The organism is Pseudoduganella sp. GW821-FHT12E03, from assembly GCF_058807115.1.
The window spans coordinates 630,512-648,207 of the sequence record NZ_JBXAQJ010000003.1; the positions used below are offsets into that span (position 1 = coordinate 630,512).

The 17,696-nt window shown below is 64.2% G+C and carries 17 protein-coding genes; 9 read left to right on the forward strand and 8 right to left on the reverse strand.

All coding sequences use genetic code 11. The annotated features are described in order from the left end of the window. Positions 1-2 precede the first annotated feature (2 nt). Both AC1RRC_RS10490 and AC1RRC_RS10495 read left to right on the forward strand, forming a co-directional pair. Complete coding sequence (locus AC1RRC_RS10490; protein ID WP_493055397.1) at positions 3-1,277, forward strand: dicarboxylate/amino acid:cation symporter; 1,275 nt, start codon at positions 3-5, stop codon at positions 1,275-1,277. Positions 1,278-1,385: 108 nt separating this feature from the next. Continuing rightward, positions 1,386-2,264 (forward strand): amino acid ABC transporter substrate-binding protein, encoded by an 879-nt coding sequence (locus AC1RRC_RS10495; protein ID WP_493055398.1) that lies wholly within the window; start codon positions 1,386-1,388, stop codon positions 2,262-2,264. Between the two features lie 36 nt (positions 2,265-2,300). Here AC1RRC_RS10495 and AC1RRC_RS10500 read toward each other — a convergent pair whose 3' ends face one another. Further along, positions 2,301-3,362: a porin gene (locus tag AC1RRC_RS10500; RefSeq protein ID WP_493055399.1), complete on the reverse strand. Its 1,062-nt coding sequence runs from the start codon at positions 3,360-3,362 to the stop codon at positions 2,301-2,303. A 108-nt stretch (positions 3,363-3,470) separates the two neighbouring features. Then, positions 3,471-4,361, reverse strand: coding sequence for a LysR substrate-binding domain-containing protein (locus AC1RRC_RS10505; protein ID WP_493055400.1), 891 nt, complete (start codon positions 4,359-4,361; stop codon positions 3,471-3,473). Positions 4,362-4,533: 172 nt separating this feature from the next. Here AC1RRC_RS10505 and cuyB point away from each other — a divergent pair, with 172 nt between their 5' ends. The 7 genes from cuyB to AC1RRC_RS10540 all read left to right on the forward strand — a co-directional run bounded on the left by cuyB (position 4,534) and on the right by AC1RRC_RS10540 (position 9,768). Further along, positions 4,534-6,012 carry a cysteate racemase gene (cuyB, locus tag AC1RRC_RS10510; protein ID WP_493055401.1) on the forward strand — a complete coding sequence of 493 codons (1,479 nt, stop codon included), beginning with the start codon at positions 4,534-4,536 and terminating at the stop codon, positions 6,010-6,012. Beyond that, a complete protein-coding gene (locus tag AC1RRC_RS10515; protein ID WP_493055402.1) occupies positions 6,013-6,594 on the forward strand; it encodes a GNAT family N-acetyltransferase in 582 nt (193 codons plus the stop codon). It begins immediately after the preceding gene. A gap of 155 nt (positions 6,595-6,749) precedes the next feature. Continuing rightward, entirely contained in the window at positions 6,750-7,022 is a 273-nt protein-coding gene (locus AC1RRC_RS10520) for a hypothetical protein (protein WP_493055403.1), read from the forward strand. 1 nt (position 7,023) lies between these two features. Then, positions 7,024-7,950 (forward strand): sensor histidine kinase, encoded by a 927-nt coding sequence (locus tag AC1RRC_RS10525; RefSeq protein ID WP_493055404.1) that lies wholly within the window; start codon positions 7,024-7,026, stop codon positions 7,948-7,950. Continuing rightward, complete coding sequence (locus AC1RRC_RS10530; RefSeq protein ID WP_493055405.1) at positions 7,947-8,732, forward strand: LytR/AlgR family response regulator transcription factor; 786 nt, start codon at positions 7,947-7,949, stop codon at positions 8,730-8,732. Before AC1RRC_RS10525 ends, AC1RRC_RS10530 begins: the two co-directional genes overlap by 4 nt. A gap of 191 nt (positions 8,733-8,923) precedes the next feature. Then, on the forward strand, positions 8,924-9,346 hold the full coding sequence (locus tag AC1RRC_RS10535; protein WP_493055517.1) for a VOC family protein: 423 nt from the start codon (positions 8,924-8,926) through the stop codon (positions 9,344-9,346). Beyond that, positions 9,340-9,768, forward strand: a complete 429-nt coding sequence (locus AC1RRC_RS10540) for a YybH family protein (RefSeq protein ID WP_493055406.1) — start codon at positions 9,340-9,342, stop codon at positions 9,766-9,768. Before AC1RRC_RS10535 ends, AC1RRC_RS10540 begins: the two co-directional genes overlap by 7 nt. A 134-nt stretch (positions 9,769-9,902) precedes the next feature. Here the strand turns inward: AC1RRC_RS10540 and AC1RRC_RS10545 are convergent, their stop codons facing one another. The 6 genes from AC1RRC_RS10545 to AC1RRC_RS10570 all read right to left on the reverse strand — a co-directional run bounded on the left by AC1RRC_RS10545 (position 9,903) and on the right by AC1RRC_RS10570 (position 17,647). Further along, positions 9,903-11,120 (reverse strand): nucleoside deaminase, encoded by a 1,218-nt coding sequence (locus AC1RRC_RS10545; RefSeq protein WP_493055407.1) that lies wholly within the window; start codon positions 11,118-11,120, stop codon positions 9,903-9,905. Positions 11,121-11,127: 7 nt separating this feature from the next. Beyond that, positions 11,128-11,535, reverse strand: coding sequence for a cytidine deaminase (locus AC1RRC_RS10550; RefSeq protein WP_493055408.1), 408 nt, complete (start codon positions 11,533-11,535; stop codon positions 11,128-11,130). 138 nt (positions 11,536-11,673) lie between these two features. Then, complete coding sequence (gene deoA / locus AC1RRC_RS10555) at positions 11,674-12,996, reverse strand: thymidine phosphorylase (protein ID WP_493055409.1); 1,323 nt, start codon at positions 12,994-12,996, stop codon at positions 11,674-11,676. A gap of 106 nt (positions 12,997-13,102) precedes the next feature. Then, on the reverse strand, positions 13,103-15,487 hold the full coding sequence (locus tag AC1RRC_RS10560) for an aldehyde dehydrogenase family protein (protein ID WP_493055410.1): 2,385 nt from the start codon (positions 15,485-15,487) through the stop codon (positions 13,103-13,105). A gap of 10 nt (positions 15,488-15,497) precedes the next feature. Continuing rightward, positions 15,498-16,457, reverse strand: a complete 960-nt coding sequence (gene deoC / locus AC1RRC_RS10565; protein WP_493055411.1) for a deoxyribose-phosphate aldolase — start codon at positions 16,455-16,457, stop codon at positions 15,498-15,500. Beyond that, positions 16,454-17,647 (reverse strand): phosphopentomutase, encoded by a 1,194-nt coding sequence (locus AC1RRC_RS10570; protein ID WP_493055412.1) that lies wholly within the window; start codon positions 17,645-17,647, stop codon positions 16,454-16,456. The genes deoC and AC1RRC_RS10570 overlap by 4 nt, the downstream gene beginning before the upstream one ends. Positions 17,648-17,696 lie beyond the last annotated feature (49 nt).

Below are 17,696 nucleotides of genomic sequence, written 5' to 3' on the forward strand. Positions count from 1 at the left end.
ACATGCGAAAGTTTAAACTCACCACCTGGATCATGATCGGCATGGTCCTGGGGGTTGCCGTAGGCGCGCTGTGCCATGCACAGGCCCCCAGTCCCGCCGCCGCCAAGGACATCGCCGGCTATTTTTCGCTGCTGACCGATATCTTCCTTCGGCTGATCAAGATGATCATTGCGCCGCTGGTGTTCGCCACGCTGGTGTCGGGCATTGCCAGCATGAGCGATGGCGCCACGCTGGGGCGGGTCGGCTTCAAGGCCTTCGGCTGGTTTGTCACCGCGTCGTTTATCTCCCTGTTCCTCGGCCTGCTGTTTTCCAACCTGTTCCAGCCCGGCCAGATGCTGGGATTGACGCTGCCCGACGCGGGCGCCGCCACCAAGCTGGCCACGGGCAACTTCAGCCTGAAAGACTTCATCACGCAGTTGGTGCCGAAAAGCTTTGCGGAAGCCATGGCCAACAACGCGATCCTGCAAATCCTCATGTTTTCCCTGTTCTTCGGCATGGCCGCCGCATCGGCGGGGCGCTCCAGCTCCCTCACCATCATCAAGCTGTGCGATGAACTGGTGCACATCATGCTCACCGTGACGGGCTACGTGATGCGCTTCGCACCGGTCGGCGTGTTCGCGGCGCTGGCCGCCGCCATCACGGTGCAGGGTTTCGGCGTGCTGGACACCTACGGCAAGCTGCTGGGCAGCTTCGCGCTGGCACTGGCCACCTTGTGGGCGGTATTGATCGGCGCCGGCGCGCTGTTCCTGGGCAGCCGTGTGTTTTCCCTGCTGAAGCTGCTGCGTGAACCGATCATGCTGGGCTTTTCCACCGCCAGCAGCGAATCGGCGTATCCGAAATTGCTGGAACAGCTGGAGAAGTTCGGCGTCAACAACAAGATCGCCGGTTTCGTGCTGCCGCTCGGTTATTCCTTCAACCTCGATGGTTCCATGCTGTACCAGGCTTTCGCCGCGCTGTTCATTGCCCAGGCTTATCACATCGACATGTCCCTGACGCAGCAATTGACGATGCTGCTGGTGCTGATGGTCAGCAGCAAAGGCATGGCCGGCGTGCCGCGCGGCTCGCTGGTGGTGGTAGCGGCGGTGTTACCGATGTTCGGCTTGCCGGAAGCGGGCTTGCTGCTGATTATGGGCATCGACCAGTTGTTCGACATGGCGCGCACCGGCACCAACGTGATGGGCAACGGCATCGCCACCGCGGTGGTGGCGAAATGGGAAGGCGGCGGCGCCAAGCCGGGCATCCATGACGCCGCCCCGGTCAGCGCGCTGCGCGCCTGACCGGCCGCCGCCCCGCCGACGCATTCCCCGGTTTCCCCTCCTGCATCTCCTCCCTTTTGCGCCGGCCCATGCCGGCGTTTTTTTTAACCCTCATCGAAAGGATGCTCCATGACCATGACAACCATGACCGCGGCCCTGATCGCCGCATTGCTGACCACCCATGCGGCGCACGCACAGGACAATGGCGACACGCTGCGCCAACTGGCCACCCGCGGCGAAATCAAGGTCGGCTACCGCGCCGCCTCGGTGCCGTTCTCCATGCGCGAAGGCACGGCGCCGCCCACCGGCTATACGCAGGAGCTGTGCGCCCGCATCATCGACAACATGCGCAGGGAATTGGCGCTGCCGGCACTCAAAACCGTGTATGTGGAAGTGAAATCCAGCGACCGCATCCAGAAGCTGCGCGACGGCGAGATCGATATTGAATGCGGTTCCACCACGATTACCCGCGAACGCGCCGCGCAGGTGGCGTTCGCCAACACGATATTCGTCACCGCCAGCCGCATCCTGGCACGCACCGACACGCCGATCCGCGACATCGCCAGCCTGAAAGGGCAGCGCGTCGCCATTGCCCAGGGCGCCAGCGTGGCGCCGCTGCTGAGCAAAATCGACAGCGAACGCGGGCTGGGCATCCAGTATGTGCGCGTCAAGGATTTTGCGGAAGGGTTCCAGGCACTGGAAGGCGGGCGCGCGGCGGCGTTCGTCAGCGACGACATCCAGTTCGCTGAATTCCTTGCCCGGCCCGGCAATGCGCGCGGCTATGCGGTGGTGGGCGAACCGATTTCCATCGATCCGCTGGGCATCATGCTGCGCAGGGAGGACACGGCTTTGCTGGCGCTCGCCAACCGCACGCTGGCCGGGCTGGCCGCCAGCGGCGAATTCGAACGGATCTATGCCAAATGGTTCATGTCGCCGCGCCTGAAATTCCCGATGGGCGAACCGCTGAAAAAGCTGTTGAAGGCGCCGAACAACACGCCTCAGTACTGATGCGCCGCCGGGGGCGTCCGCCCCCGGCGTAAAAGGTCAGAACACGTGGCGCAAGCCGAGGTTCACCGCAGTGGGACCGCTGCCGGCGTCGGTGCCGTTCCCCACCTTGAACGACGCGCCGTTGTCATTATCGATGTGGCCGTAGGCCGCATACAGGTCGGAGCGCTTCGACAGCGTGTAAGAGTACGCCACCGCCCATTGCCGCGCGTGGCGGCCGGCCATCGCGCGGTCGCGGTGCACGATCAGCGACGCCAGCACCTTGCCCGGTCCCAGCGGCGCGGCCATGCCCAGCAGCGTGTCGTGGCTGTCGGCGCCCGCCAGCCCCTGGTTGCGCGCGTGCGCCAGGCTGGCGCACAGCGCGCCGAAATCATACTTCACCACGGCCATCGTGTAGGCCGCATGGTCGCTGGCGGTGGCGTTGTCACGCCGGTGATGCACCAGGTGGGCTTGCAGCGCACCCCGTACGTACGACACGCCACCGCCCAGCGTGCGGTTGCGCGCCGCGCCGCCCGCGGTTTCACCCGCGCCATAGGCGACATCGGCTGCCCAGCCGGCCACGCGCGGGCTCTGGTATTCCACCATGTTGTCGACCCGCGTGTTACCGGCCATGACATTGAGCGCGTTGCCGGCCAGGCCGATGCCGAACGGGTCGGCCACGTCGCGCATGACCTTGTACCAGGGCGAATACTGGCGGCCCAGGGTCAGCGTGCCGCCGGCGCCCGTCAGGCCGACATACGCCTGGCGGCCAAACAGCAAGCCGCCTTGGCCGGCCGCGCCGGTATCGATGCCATAGCCGTTTTCCAGGTTGAACAGCGCGCTGAGGCCGCCGCCCAGGTCTTCCTTGCCCCGGACGCCGATGCGGTTGCCGGAAGCGACACCGCTGCTGACAGCGGTGACGCGACCGGCGTTGCCGCCGCGTTCCAGGACCAGGCCGGCGTCGGCCACGCCATACAGGGTGATGGAGGATTGGGCATGGGCCAGCGGGGTGAAGCCGGCCAGGGGCGCGGCCAGCAGCGCGGCCGTGATGATGGAGTGGCTGGCGCGTACCGCGCGCAGCGAGGGCACTACGTGCCCGGTGCGATGACTGGAGTGTGACATGTGGGGTCCTGTGAATGAACGTCGACAATCGACGAATTCATTCTAGAAATGGACCCGGGCCAAACTATTCCGATGCAGTATAGATTGATGCGCGCCCGGTATGCCGCCTTACGGCAGCGCGTTCCACAAGGCGTCCAGCATGGGTTTGCGGTGGCCGATGGCGCGGAACAGGCGGATTTCCAGCTTCATGCTCCACTGCTCGCCGCCGGCGCGCACCAGCTTGCCCTCGGCCAGTTCGCGCGCGATCGAGCTTTCCGGCAGCCACGCCATTCCCTGGCCCGCCAGCGCCATGGTCTTCAGCAATTCCGCCATATCGCTTTCATAGCAATTTTGCAGGCAAGCGCCGTGATCGACGCGCGCCACGATGCGCTGCACCACCCTGCCGAAGTAGGAGGTGGCGGTATACGCCAGGTGCGGCAATGGTTGCGCCTTGCTGCCCGGCAGGCTGTATGCCGGCGAGCCCGCCCGGTTCGGCACGCACACCGGCAGCACAACCTCGTCGCCGAGATGGCGGTATTCGAAGCGGCCCGCATCGAGTTCGATCGGCAAGTCCGCATGGTGGTAGCACAGCAGCAAATCGCAATTGCCTTCGATCAGCGACAGTACGGAATCATGCACGTTGGTGGGCAGGATGCGGGCCCGCAGCGGCCCCACCCGTGCCTGCACGCCGGTCAGCCATGCCGGGAAAAAATTCAGCGACAGCGCGTGGCCGGCCGAGACCCGCAACACCTGGTCGCTGGTTTCCTGCACGCGCAGCACGGCGCGCGCATCGTTCAACAGGCGCATGGCTTCGCTGGCGGCGGCGCTGAACATCTTGCCGGCCGGCGTCAACACCAGCGGATAGGTGCTGCGGTCGACCAGGTCGGCGCCGACCCATGCTTCCAGCGACTGGATGCGCCGGCTCAGCGCCGACTGCGTCACGCACCGGTCTTCCGCCGAGCGGGAAAAGTTGCGTGTCTGCGCCAGGCTCAGGAAATCGTCCAGCCATTTGATGTCCATTTTTCCCCCGCGAAAGAAGTATTACTTCATTCTAAATAGTTCCAGCAACAGCGCCTATACCGTAATCGCATGGAGCCAGTCCGAATCCGCATAAATCCGCCATACCGCAGGGCTATCGTGGCGCCATTCCTGTCACTTCCCAGTCACATCGCAGTCACTTCGGACCAACCACATGCATGCATTGATACCACACCAGCCACGCCATCTCGGCATCATCGGTGGACTGGGCACACTGGCCAGCGAAGACTTGTACGGCAAGCTGGCCGCCGCCATCGCCGCCAAGGCCCAAGCCGCGCCCGCCGCCACCCCATGCCGCCTGACGCTGGACCGCCATCCGGCGCCGCCTTTTCCCGGCGGCGGCGGCACCGCCGACGCGCTCGCGCGCCGCAAACTGTACCTGTATGACCGCATGCGCCACCTGGAAGTAGCCCGCGCCGACGGTGTGCTGGTGCCCTGCTTTATCAGCCATACGTTCCTGGCCGAGCTGCAGGCCGAACTGGGCGTGCGGGTATTCGACATGATGGCGGCGCTGGTACGCCATGTCGGCCCGGCGCCGCTGTGCATCGGCGTGCTGTGTTCCAGCCACGTGCGCGACCAGCGCCTGTTCGAACGCGCCTTCCCCGCCGCGCGGATCGTCTATCCCGGCGCCAAGATCCAGGACGAATGCGTGATGCCGGCCCTGCATGGCGCCTGCGGCACGCTGCCGCAGGCGCCCGGCCTGGTCACGCTGGCGCGCCTGCGCCGCGCGTGCGGCGACCTGGCGCGCCAGGGGGCCGACCTGATCATTCCCGGCGCCGGCGAATTCGCCGCGCTGGCCACGCAACTGCGCGACAGCGGCCACGCGGTGCTGGACTGCCACCAGGTGTATGCGGAATACGCGCTGGCGCAAATGGACCAGGGCCGTCCCGCCACCTTCAAGCTGGGCGTGGTGGGTGGCATCGGGCCTGCCGCCACGGTGGACTTCCTGCATAAGATCATCCGCCATACCGATGCGTCGCGCGACCAGGACCACGTGCGCCTGGTGGTGGACCATAATCCGCAAATCCCGGACCGCACCGCCAACCTGGTCGGCGATGGCGACGACCCGACGCTGGCGCTGTATTCCGCCTGCCGCCGGCTGGAGGAACAGGGCGCGTCGCTGATCGCCATGCCCTGCAACACCGCGCACGCCTACGTCGGCCGGCTCCAGCCACGGCTGGCGGCCACGATCGTCAACATGCTGGACGAAACCGTGCGCCATATCGGCGCGCACTACCCGGGACATGGCACGGTGGGCTTGCTGGCCACCAGCGGCACCGTGGCCAGCGGCGTCTACCGCGCGGCCGCGCGCGGCGCCGGCTTCGACCTGATCGTCCCGGATGCGCAGCACCAGCAATACGTGATGGAGGCGATCTACGGCAGCCAGGGCGTCAAGGCAGGCTATACGGAGGGTCCGTGCAAGGAAGCGCTGCTGCGCGCCTGCGCGCACCTGGCCCGGCGCGGCGCCAGCGTCATCATCCTTGGCTGCACCGAACTGCCGCTGTTGTTGCCCCGGGATCCCGCCTTCGCCATCGCCGGCACGACGGTGGCGCTGCTGGACCCGACCGACCTGCTGGCGCAGCGCTGCGTCGCTCTCGCACGGGGCGGCAAAAAGTCATGTAATATTGATTGAATGCAAACCACTACTCCTGTTTATACGCCGATTACCCTTGATACGCCGCGCCTGTCGCTGCGCTTCGTGCGCGACAGCGATACGGATGCGATTTTCCGCCTGTTCACGGACCCTGAAGCACTGCAGTACTGGAGTTTCGCGCCGTGGTCCGGCCGCGAACAAGCCGAGGAAAACGTGCGCGACACGCTGGCCGCCTATGCCGACGGCAGCGTGCTGACCTTCGCCATCACGCTGGCCGGCAGCGGCGAGATGATCGGCAAGTGCCGCCTGTCGAAATTCAGCCCGCAAAACCGCCGTTGCGAAATCGGCTATATCCTGGACCGCGCCCACTGGGGCAACGGTTATGCCAGGGAGGCGCTGGCGGCGCTGGTCGCCCACGCGTTCGACGCACTGGATATGCTGCGCATCGAAGCCGACGTCGACCCGCGCAACCGCGCCTCCACGATGCTGCTGGAGCGCCTGCATTTCGTGCATGAGGGGCACCTGCGCCAGCGCTGGATCGTGGCGGGCGAAGTGTGCGATACGGATTTCTATGGCCTGCTGCGGCAAGACTGGGAAGCCGGCAGGAAAAAAGTTGCATAACGAAAAATATTGTGGCGCGTCATACACAACCTGCCCACACCATTGACGCCGCTCAAATGCAGCTTGCCCCCAATAAACGGCCATTCGTCGGATAGCACTCCCCCACCGGGAACGCCGTTGGTACATTAACGCCATCGACACACTCGGAGGTCCAGATGAAAAACGTTAATCACACAATCGGCGATGTATTCCGCGAAGTCGGCGCCGCCGCCACCCATATCGGCCGCTACTTCATGCGCACCTTGTCGCGCATGTCGTGGCCGGCGCTGCTGGCCAGCTGCTTCATGCTGGCGGTGATGCTGACCATCCTGCCGCTGGCGCTGACCCTGTTTGCCATTTTCCTGCTGGCCAAGATCGCCATTGCCCTGGTGGCCGGTTACCAGGACAACAAGCGCCGCGGCGACTACACCCCGCACAAGGACGTCTGACATGGCTTTTGCCCGCACCAAACAGGGAACCCGCAGCGCCCTGGCCTTTGTCCGCGAAATCGGTGAAACCGCCCGCACCTTGTGGTGGGAATTCTTCGACTGGCTGGCGATGGTCGAGTGGCGCAAGCTGGTGGTCATCGACATCCTGGTACTGGTGGTGCTGGGCATGTTCCGCGCAGGCGAAGCGGGCGGCTGGTTTGTGTTCCTGTCGTTTTGCCTGAAAATCCTGGCCGGCGGCAAGCGCCGCGCGGAAGTGGAAGCCAAGGAAGCCACCGAACACGCGGGCACGGAGAGCCTCGAGCGCCGCCTGGCGGAGGCGCAACTGGCGGCGCTGCAAGCCCAGGTCGAACCGCACTTCTTGTTCAACACCTTGGCGCTGATCGGGCAACTGATTGAAACCGACCAGCAGCAGGCCGCCAAGGTGCACGCGCACCTGATCGATTATCTGCGCGCCACCATGCCGCAAATGCGTTCGCGCAGCAACAACACTTTGGGCCGCCAGGTGGAAATGTCGCGCGCTTACCTGGCCATCATGCAGGCCCGCATGAAAGAGCGGCTGGCCGTGTACATCGACGTGCCGCCCGAGTTGCTGAGCGCGTCGTTCCCGCCCATGATGCTGCAAACCTTGATTGAAAACGCGATCAAGCATGGACTGGAACCGAAAATCGAAGGCGGCCGCATCGATATCCGCGCCACCACTTCAAACGGACCGGGCGGCGACATGCTGGACGTGGAAGTGCACGACGACGGTATCGGTTTCGATGTCCATGCCGGCGAAGGCGTGGGACTGGCCAACATCCGCGAACGCTTGCGCCTGCTCCACGGCAACCGCGCGCAACTGATCATTGAAACACCGCATGATGGCGGCGCCCGCGTGATTATCCGGCTGCCATTCACCCCCGATATCTTCGCAGGGAGCAAACTGTGAGTGCCGACCGCCCCACCGCGCTGATCGCGGACGATGAAGAACCGATGCGCCAGTTGCTGCGAAGCCGCCTGCATGAAGTGTGGCCGCAGCTCGACATCGTTGCCGAAGCCGCCAATGGCATCGAAGCGATTGCGCTGACCGGGCTGCACCAGCCGGACATCGTGTTCCTCGATATCCGCATGCCGGGCCTGTCCGGCATCGAAGCGGCGCGCATGCTGTTCAATCGCTGCCATATCGTGTTCGTCACCGCTTACGATCAGTATGCGATTGAAGCATTTGAACAGGGCGCGCTGGACTATTTGCTGAAACCGGCCGGCGGCGAACGGTTGAAAATGACTTGCGCCCGGCTGCAGGAACGGCTCGGCAAATCGCCGGCCAATATCGAACGCCAACTGGCGCAATTGCTGCAGGGCGTCAGCGGCGCCAGCCGCAGTCCGGCCAGCGCCAAGCCGCAGGAATACCTGCGCTGGATCCAGGCCATGGTCGGCAACAGCTTGCGCATGATTTCAACCAAGGAAGTGCTGTTCTTCCGCGCCGATGAAAAATACACGCGCGTACAAACGCTGCAAGGCGAAGTCCTGATCCGCAAGACCTTAAAAGAACTCGAAGACGAACTCGACCCCGATGAGTTCTGGCGCATCCACCGCTCGACCCTGGTGCGGGTCGATGCGATTGCCGAAGTGCGGCGCGACTTGCGCGGCCGGCAAATGGTGCGGGTGCGCAACTTCGATGAAGAACTCGAAGTCAGCCGTGGCAATACCCACCTGTTCCAGCAAATGTAACGATGCTCAGCTTGCCCCTGCAAATGTGCTGAACTATATTGTCTGCACTAAGATGTGGATGCCCGGCCTAAAGGCCCTGCACCCATAGCCAAGTTGTGGATGCCCGGCCTGAAGGTCCGGCACCCATAGCCAAGTTGTGGATGCCCGGCCTGAAGGCCCTGCACCCATTGCCAAGCCAAGGGGGAGGCATGATGCCGAGCATACCGAAGGATACCCGCACCACCGTCATCCCCTGCCTGCGCTACCGCGACGCGCCCGCCGCCATCGAGTGGCTGTGCGACACATTAGGCTTTTCCAAAATACTGGTGGTGCCGAATGACGATGGCACCATCGCGCATGCGCAACTCGGCTTCGGCAATGGCATGATCATGCTGAGTTCGATTTTTGATACGGCGTTCGGGCGCCTGATGGCGCATCCCTCGGAAACCGGCATGCGGGTCACGCAGTGCAGCTACCTGGTCGTCAATGACGCCGACGCCGTGCATGCGCGTGCGGCTGAAGCCGGCGCGGTGATTGAAATGCCCTTGCAAGATGAAGACTACGGCGGGCGCGGCTTCACATGCCGCGACCCGGAAGGCAACCTCTGGAGCATTGGAACGTATAGCCCATGGTGAACAACAACGATGATGTGAACGATGAACAGGCCATCCGCACCTTGATTGCCGACTGGCTGGCCGCCACGCGCCAGGGCGATGTCGCGGCGATCTTGCCGCTGATGACGGATGACGTGATCTTCATGGTGCCGGGCCAGCCGCCCATGATTGGCCGCGACAGCTTTGCCGAAGGCATGCGCAGCATGGCCCACACGCACCGCGTGCTGCCCGACAGCGTAGTGGACGAAGTGGTGGTATGCGGCGACATGGCCTACAGCCGTACGCGGCTGGAAATTCGCATCGAGCCGGTGGGCGGCGGCGTGGCGGTGCGCCGCGCGGGGTATACGCTGTCGGTGTTCCGCCGCAATGGCGCAGGACAGTGGCAACTGGCGCGCGATGCGAATTTGCTGGCGCCGGTCACCGACGCGATGTCGGACGGGTAATATCTCCGCTGCATCGTTGACGCCGAATCCGTAGGGCGGCTTGGGGGTATCAAGCCGCCATACGTGCTTCGCCGATAACGCCAGCGCTGGTGGCTGCGCAAGCATGGCGGCTTTCGCCCTTGGCGAAAACCGCCCTACTGACTCAGCGCCGCGATCAGCTCTTGATCGTCCACCTGCGTGGGACGGATGCGGATCGTATGACGGTACAGCGGCGGCATCGCTTCGCACATCGCGTCCAGTTTTTCCTGCGCCTGCGACGGCAGCACATACTGGAACTGGCGCGGATTCGATGCCGGCAGCGGTCCCTCCATGGTCGAGCCGTACGCACCGAGTTCCATGAAACTCAGTGCGCCATCGGCCGGCCCGCGCGCAAACACGAACGTGCCATCTTTCGGATGGCCCAGGTATTGCCGGATTTCGTCGCGCTGCTCTGGTGTCGCGCCTTCCATCAGCTTGTAGCGCAATTGCGCATAGGCGCGCGTGCACTCCATGAACGCGGTGCGGATGCCGGATTTGTTGCGGCGGCCCGGCATGCACAGCAACAGGTTGCCGAACGCGTCGAGCAAGGCCACGGCATCGCCGTCGCCGCCCATCACCTTGTCGCGCGCCATCGCCTGCAGCAGCGCGGGCGCCAGGCTGGCGTCGGGACGCTGCGGATCGCAACGCGCCGTCAGCGCTTCCGGAAAGGCCTTGCGCAAGCCCACCGCGATCGCATGGCGTGACGATAACGTAGCCGGGTCTTTCAGCTGCTCGCGCGGCGGGTCCATATCGAACAGCGCTACCGCATCCTTCGCCGTGGCTTCGAACACCAGCGAGCACAAGGCCTCGGTCGGTTCTGAAATATTTTTACCGATGAAGAAGGGCTTGACGGCGGCGCCCTTCGCTTCCCGCGCATAGGCCGACTGGCCCAGCACGGCCGGATAGGAAAACGTTGCCTTCGCCTGCGCACGCAAGCCTTCCGGCAACGCGTCGAAGGTTGCGCTGCCGTCGTAATTGATGCCGGCATTGGGATCGGTGGCGGCCACCAGCACATTGAAGCCGGCGGCCAGGATGGCGCCGGTGCACATGCAGCATGGGTCGAGCGAGGTGACGATGGTGATCTCGTGCGGCTCGGGCAATACCGTTCCCTGCGCGCGCTCTTCGAAATACCATTCGATCAACTGCCGTTCCCCGTGCGCCGTGGGGTCGAACACCAGGCCATCGCGGATCACGTTGTTGTGCAGTGCTTTCAGCACGTTGCCGGCCGCATCGATCATGATGCCGCCGACACCGAAGGTGCCCTGCGCCTTGGCTGCAATGGCTTCATTGGCGGCGACCGCCACCGCCGCCTGGACATCGATGACTTTCTTCACTGCTCGCTTATTTCTTTTTCAAGTCCGCGCCGCCGAATGCGTTCGGCAATTGCTGCGCGGCCGTGGTTTCAAAGACGTCGCCGTTCAGGTTGGCCAGCACCACCGGCAATTCATTGCCGCCCAGTTCCAGCACCACCTGGCGGCACGCGCCGCACGGGGCGATCGGGCCATCGGTTTCGCCAATCACGGCCAGCTTGTCGAAGTCGCCCGGCTTGTAGCCATGCGCGACCGCGCTGAAGAAGGCGGTGCGCTCGGCGCAGTTGCACAGGCCATAGGATGCGTTTTCCACGTTACAGCCGTGGAACACGCGGCCATCGTTGCACAGCAGGGCCGCGCCGACCTTGAAGTTCGAGTACGGCGTGTATGCCTTCAGGCGCGCTGCGGCCGCTTCTGCGATCAGTTGTTGGTTATCCATTGTTCTCTCCAAACATGTCACACCTGGGGTCAGACCCCATTTATGACAAAAACGGACATTTCTCGCGAAAATATGTCCGCTTTTGTCACATTAGGGGTCTGACCCCAGAGGGGGACATCGCGGGGTGATCTGTTAGTTTTATGGGCGGATCGTACGGTAGATGACCGGGTTGGCCGCCGGTTTGTCTTCGACAATCGTGTACGCCGCCTGGATTTCCGCGATCGCCTGTTCGGCCGCGGCTTCGGTGCGCGCGTGCACCATGGCCAGCGGTTGGCCCACTTCGATGCGGTCGCCGAGGCCCACCAGGTCCGTCAGGCCGACCGCGAAGTCGATCGCATCGGACGGACGGCGGCGGCCGCCGCCCAGGCTGACCACGGACAAACCAATGCCACGGCAATTGGTCGCCGCAGCATAGCCGGAACGCAGGGCCGGCGCCGCCACCAGGATCGGCGCTTTCGCCAGGTGCTTGTCTGGGTTTTCCACCAGGTCGGCCGGGCCGCCCAGCGCCACCACCATGCGCGCAAAGCGTTCGGTGGCCGCGCCGGTATCGAGCGCCGCCTGCAGTTTCTGGCGCGCTTCCACTTCGTCGGCCGCCAGCTTGCCCAGCACCAGCATTTCCGCGCACAGCGCCATGGTGACTTCGTGCAGGCGCGCCGGACGCGATTTGCCGGTCAGGTAATCAATCGCGCCGCGCACTTCCACCGCGTTGCCGGCATATGGCGCCAGCGATTCATTCATGTCGGTCAGGATCGCCGACGTCATCATGCCCGCGCCATTGCCGACCTTGACGATGGATTCGGCCAGTTCCACGGATTTGTCATAGGTCGGCATGAAGGCGCCGCTGCCCGCTTTCACGTCCATCACCAGCGCTTGCAGGCCGGCCGACAATTTCTTCGACAGGATGGAACCGGTGATCATGGCCACCGATTCCACCGTCGCCGTCACGTCGCGGATGCTGTAGAAACGTTTGTCGGATGGCGCCAGGTTCGAGGTCTGGCCAATGATGGCCACGCCGACTTCCTTCACGACTTTGCGGAACAGTTCATTGTCCGGCACCGTGTTGTAGCCGGGGATGGAGTCAAACTTGTCCAGGGTGCCGCCGGTGTGGCCCAGGCCACGGCCGGAAATCATCGGCACGTAGCCGCCGCAGGCCGCCACCATCGGGCCCAGCAGCAGCGACACCACGTCGCCCACGCCGCCGGTCGAGTGCTTGTCGACCACCGGGCCCGGCAAGTCCAGCTTCGACCAGTCCAGCACCGCGCCGGAATCGCGCATGGCCAGGGTGAACGCCACGCGCTCGTCCATGTTCATGTCGTTGAAATACACGGCCATGGCCAGCGCGGCAATCTGCCCTTCGCTGACGCTGCCGTCCGTGATGCCGCGTACGAAGAACTGGATTTCTTCCGGAGTCAGTGCTCCCTTGTCGCGTTTTTTGCGAATGATTTCCTGGGTCAGGAACATAGTCGGCCTCTTGGTCTGTTGTCTTGTGTGTTGTCTTGTAAGGCATTCGGGCCGCAGGCCGGTTTTCCCGGTCTGCGGCCCTTCGATGGATCATCCTGCCACGACGTTATACGCCGTATGGAATCCAGATGTTTTTCACTTGCGACGCATGCGCCAGCACCGTGCGGCCGCCGGCCTGCGCCGTGCTGAACCAGTCGCGGCCCTTGGCGCCGCCGGTCCAGGTGCGCTTCAGCGAACCGGCCGACAGGCGCTCGACTTCGGCGCAGCCGGCGGCGGAACCGTCATGGCGCCACAGCGCGTCCACGTCCGAGTGGGTGGCCAGGGTGCGCGCCAGTTCGTCGGCCGAACCGGTGACGATGTTGACCACGCCGCCCGGCAGGTCGGACGTGTCGAACACCTGGTACAGGTCCGTCGCCGTCAGCGGATGCGCTTCCGACGGCACCACCACCACGCGGTTGCCCACGGCGATGGCCGGCGCCACCAGCGAAATGAAGCCCAGCAGCGGGTTTTCATTCGGCGCCACGATGCCGATCACGCCAATCGCTTCGTTCAGCGCCACGGTGATGCCATGCATCGGCGGCTGGTGCGCCAGGCCGTCGTATTTGTCGGCCCATGCGGCCCAGTAGAACAGGCGTTCCACTGCGGCCTGCACTTCCTTCTCTGCGTTTTTCGCGCCGGTCTGGGCCGCGATGCGCTCGGCGAATTCCGCGCCGCGCGCCGCCAGGTTTTCCGCGATATAGAACAGCACTTGCGCGCGGTTGTGCGCGGTGGCCTTGGTCCAGCCGGTCGCCTTGTGGGCCGCTTCCACCGCGTTGCGGATGTCCTTGCGGTTACCCTCGCCCACTTCGCCCAGCAGCTTGCCGTCCGCGCCGTGGATGGCGCGGCTGTAGGCGCCGTCAGGGCGGGCTTGCTTGCCGCCGATGTACAGCTTGGCGGTACGGTCGATCGCGAAGGGATCGCTGGACGCGGCGGCGGCTTTGGCCTTGCCTTTTTCAGCGGCCAGTGGCGCCGCGGGGCGCTGGTCTTCCGACAGCGGCACCAGGTATTCATACATGCCTTCGCGGCCGCCTTCACGGCCGTAGCCGGATTCGCGGTAGCCGCCGAAGCCGCAAGCGGCGTCGAACTGGTTGGCGGTGTTGATCCACACCACGCCGGCCTTGATGGCTGGGGCCACGTCCAGCGCCAGCGAAATGTTTTCCGTCCACACGCACGACGCCAGGCCGTACACGGTGTTGTTGGCCAGTTGCACCGCTTCGGCCGGAGTGCGGAAGCTCATCGCCACCAGCACCGGGCCAAAGATTTCAGCCTGGGCCACGGCGGCCGAGGTCGACGCGCCCGTGATCAGGGTCGGCGGGAACCACGAACCATCGGTCGGGATCACGCAGCCGGCTGGCTGGTACACATCACAACCTTCGCAGCGCGCGCTTTCCACCAGGCCGGCGATACGCTGTTGCTGGACCGGATCGACCAGCGCGCCGATATCCATCGATTTATCCAGCGGCGAACCCAGTCGCAGGTTGTCCATGCGGGCGCGCAGTTTGGTGAGGAAGCGCTCTTCCACCGATTCCTGCACCAGCAGGCGCGAACCGGCGCAGCACACTTGCCCCTGGTTGAACCAGATCGAATCGACCAGGCCTTCCACGGCCGCATCGAGGTCCGCGTCTTCGAACACGATGAACGGCGACTTGCCGCCCAGTTCCAGCGACAGCTTCTTGCCCGAACCGGCGGTGGCTTCGCGGATGATGCGGCCCACTTCGGTGGAGCCCGTGAACGCCAGCTTGTCGATGCCTTCGTGCTTGACGATGGCTTCGCCCACGCGGCCGTCACCGGTCACGATGTTGACGACACCTGCCGGCACGCCGGCCTGTACGCAAATGTGCGCGAACAGCATCGCGGTCAGCGACGTGAATTCCGCCGGCTTGAACACAACGGTGTTACCGGCGGCCAGCGCCGGTGCGACTTTCCAAGCCAGCATCAGCAGCGGGAAATTCCACGGCACGATCTGGCCCACCACGCCCACCGGACGGTGGCCGGCGAATTCTTCATCCTGCAACTGGGCCCAGCCAGCATGGTAGTAGAAGTGACGGGCCACCAGCGGCAAGTCGGCGTCGCGGGTTTCGCGGATGGTCTTGCCGTTATCCAGCGTTTCCAGCACGGCGAACAGGCGCGCATGCTTTTGCATCAGGCGTGCAATCGCGTACAGGATCTTGGCGCGGCCATGGCCGCCCAGGCCTTGCCAGGCTGGCTGCGCGCGCCGTGCCGCCTCGACGGCGCGGTTCACGTCGTCCAGCGATGCTTGCGTCAGTTCCGCCAGTTGCTTACCGTCGGCCGGGTTGTTCGATGCGAACAAGTCACTTGGCTCGGACCAGGCGTTGTCGATGAACAGGCCGAACTTGCGGCCTTGCTGGTCCAGCCATGCTTGCGCTTCCTTCTGGCTTTCTGGTGCGGGGCCGTAGTCCATGGTCTTCAGAATGTCGTTAATAGTTGGCATGAGTGGATCCTTAAGGTTGGGCGTGGCGGTGTACGGCCGAGTAGTTGCCGGTGACATGGTGTTCGAGCTGGCGCTCGATGTCAGTCAGCAGGCTCGATGCGCCGATGCGGAACAGATGCGGTTCCAGCCATTCATTGCCCAGTTCTTCTTTCATCACGGTCATGTATTGCAGTGCGGCCTTGGCCGTGCCCACGCCACCAGCCGGCTTGTAGCCGATCTGGAAGCCGGTGCGCTCATGGTATTCGCGGATCGCGCGCACCATCACCAGCGACACGGGAATGGTGGCGTTGACGCCTTCCTTGCCGGTCGAGGTCTTGATGAAGTCCGCGCCCGCCATCATGCACACCCACGATGCTTTCGCCACGTTTTCCAGGGTCACCAGGTCACCGGTGGCCAGGATGGCTTTCACGTGCGCTTCGCCGCACGCCTTGCGGTACGCCGCCATTTCATCGTACAGCGCTTGCCAGTTGCCCGTCAGGACGTGCTGGCGCGTGATGACGATATCGATTTCCTTGGCGCCGGCGGCCACCGACAATTCGATTTCACGGACCTTGGTTTCCATGCTGGTCAAACCCGCCGGGAAGCCGGTCGACACGGCGGCGATCGGCAAGCGGCCTTTCAGCACCTTGTCCGCATGCTGGATCATTTCGTGGTACACGCACACGGCGCCCGTCATCAGGTTACGCTCTTGCAGGCCCAACGCCTCCACCAGGTCGGAGCGCAGCGGGCGCATGGCCTTCATGCACAGGCGCTCGACCCTGCCCGGCGTATCGTCGCCGGCCAGGGTGGTCAGGTCGATCAGTTCGATCGCCTTGACCAGCCAGGCGGCCTGGTATTCCTTCTTGACGGTGCGGCGGTTGGCCAGCGACGCGGCACGACGGTCGGCCGCGGCTTTGTTCACGTGGATATGGTTCAGCCAGCCCAGGTCGAGCGGCATCGCCTCATTGCGCTTGAAGTTATCAATGATCATAGGACGTTGGTTCCGTTGGAAAGAGGTTGCACGCCGAGGTGGTGGGCAATGGTCTGGCCGATATCCGAGAACGTGTCGGAAATGCCGAGCGCGCGGGGGCTCACGCCGGGGCCGAAGAAAATCACCGGGATGTGTTCACGCGTATGGTCGGAACCCGGCGAGGTCGGATCGCAGCCGTGATCGGCCGTGATGACGCACAGGTCGCCGTCTTGCATCTTGGCGAAGAATTCCGGCAGGCGCGCATCCATTTCATGCAGCGCGTTCGAATAGCCCGCCACATCGCGGCGGTGGCCAAAGGCCTGGTCGAAGTCGACGAAATTGACGAACGTCAGCGACTTGTCGCCGGCTTCGTCCTGCACTTTCAACAGCGCGTCAAACAGCGCCATGTTGTCCGGCCCCTTGACCACGCGCGACACGCCCTGCCCCGCATAGATATCGCTGATCTTGCCCAGCGCGATGACTTCGCCGCCTTCGTTTTTCACGTGGTCCAGCAAGGTTGGCGCATGCGGCGGGATCGCGTAATCGTGGCGGTTGGCGGTGCGTTTGTAGTTGCCGTTTTCGCCGGTGAACGGACGCGCGATGATGCGGCCGATGTTGTATGGCTTGACCAGTTCATAGGCCTGCTCGCACATGTCGTACAGGCGCTCCAGGCCAAAGTGCTCTTCGTGACACGCGATCTGCAGCACCGAGTCGGCCGACGTATACAGGATCGGCTTGCCGGTCGCCACGTGTTCATCGCCGAGGTCATTGATGATGGTGGTGCCGGACGCGTGGCAATTGCCAAGGAAGCCCGGTACGCCGGTCAGCGCCTGCAACTTGTCGGTCAGCTCTTGCGGGAACGATGGCACGGTTTTCGGGAAATAGCCCCAGTCGAACAGCACCGGCACGCCGGCGATTTCCCAGTGGCCGGACTGGGTATCCTTGCCGGTCGATTGCTCGCGCGCGGCGCCATAGGCGGCCGTGAATCCGTCGCGCTGGTTGAAGCCGGCGGCCCATTCGCCGCAAGCGGCATGGGCGGCGGCGGCCAGGCCCAGTTTTTCCAGGTTGGGCAAGTCCATCGGCTTGCCTTCCTTCGCGGCCCATGCCGCGATATGGCCGAAGGTGTTGGTGGCGGCGTCGCCATACTTGCCGGCGTCCGGCGTGGCGCCGAGGCCAAAGGAATCCAGCAGGAGGATAAAGGCGCGTGACATGATGGTGCTCGTCGGTTAAGTTGGAGTATTCAGTGTAGGCTGCAATGCA

Coding starts and splice junctions, on each gene's coding strand:
- AC1RRC_RS10490 (WP_493055397.1), top strand. CDS start 3: ATGCGAAAGTTTAAACTCACCACCTGGATCATGATCGGCATGGTCCTG.
- AC1RRC_RS10495 (WP_493055398.1), top strand. CDS start 1,386: ATGACCATGACAACCATGACCGCGGCCCTGATCGCCGCATTGCTGACC.
- AC1RRC_RS10500 (WP_493055399.1), bottom strand. CDS start 3,362: ATGTCACACTCCAGTCATCGCACCGGGCACGTAGTGCCCTCGCTGCGC.
- AC1RRC_RS10505 (WP_493055400.1), bottom strand. CDS start 4,361: ATGGACATCAAATGGCTGGACGATTTCCTGAGCCTGGCGCAGACACGC.
- cuyB (WP_493055401.1), top strand. CDS start 4,534: ATGCATGCATTGATACCACACCAGCCACGCCATCTCGGCATCATCGGT.
- AC1RRC_RS10515 (WP_493055402.1), top strand. CDS start 6,013: ATGCAAACCACTACTCCTGTTTATACGCCGATTACCCTTGATACGCCG.
- AC1RRC_RS10520 (WP_493055403.1), top strand. CDS start 6,750: ATGAAAAACGTTAATCACACAATCGGCGATGTATTCCGCGAAGTCGGC.
- AC1RRC_RS10525 (WP_493055404.1), top strand. CDS start 7,024: ATGGCTTTTGCCCGCACCAAACAGGGAACCCGCAGCGCCCTGGCCTTT.
- AC1RRC_RS10535 (WP_493055517.1), top strand. CDS start 8,924: ATGCCGAGCATACCGAAGGATACCCGCACCACCGTCATCCCCTGCCTG.
- AC1RRC_RS10540 (WP_493055406.1), top strand. CDS start 9,340: ATGGTGAACAACAACGATGATGTGAACGATGAACAGGCCATCCGCACC.
- AC1RRC_RS10550 (WP_493055408.1), bottom strand. CDS start 11,535: ATGGATAACCAACAACTGATCGCAGAAGCGGCCGCAGCGCGCCTGAAG.
- deoA (WP_493055409.1), bottom strand. CDS start 12,996: ATGTTCCTGACCCAGGAAATCATTCGCAAAAAACGCGACAAGGGAGCA.
- AC1RRC_RS10560 (WP_493055410.1), bottom strand. CDS start 15,487: ATGCCAACTATTAACGACATTCTGAAGACCATGGACTACGGCCCCGCA.
- deoC (WP_493055411.1), bottom strand. CDS start 16,457: ATGATCATTGATAACTTCAAGCGCAATGAGGCGATGCCGCTCGACCTG.
- AC1RRC_RS10570 (WP_493055412.1), bottom strand. CDS start 17,647: ATGTCACGCGCCTTTATCCTCCTGCTGGATTCCTTTGGCCTCGGCGCC.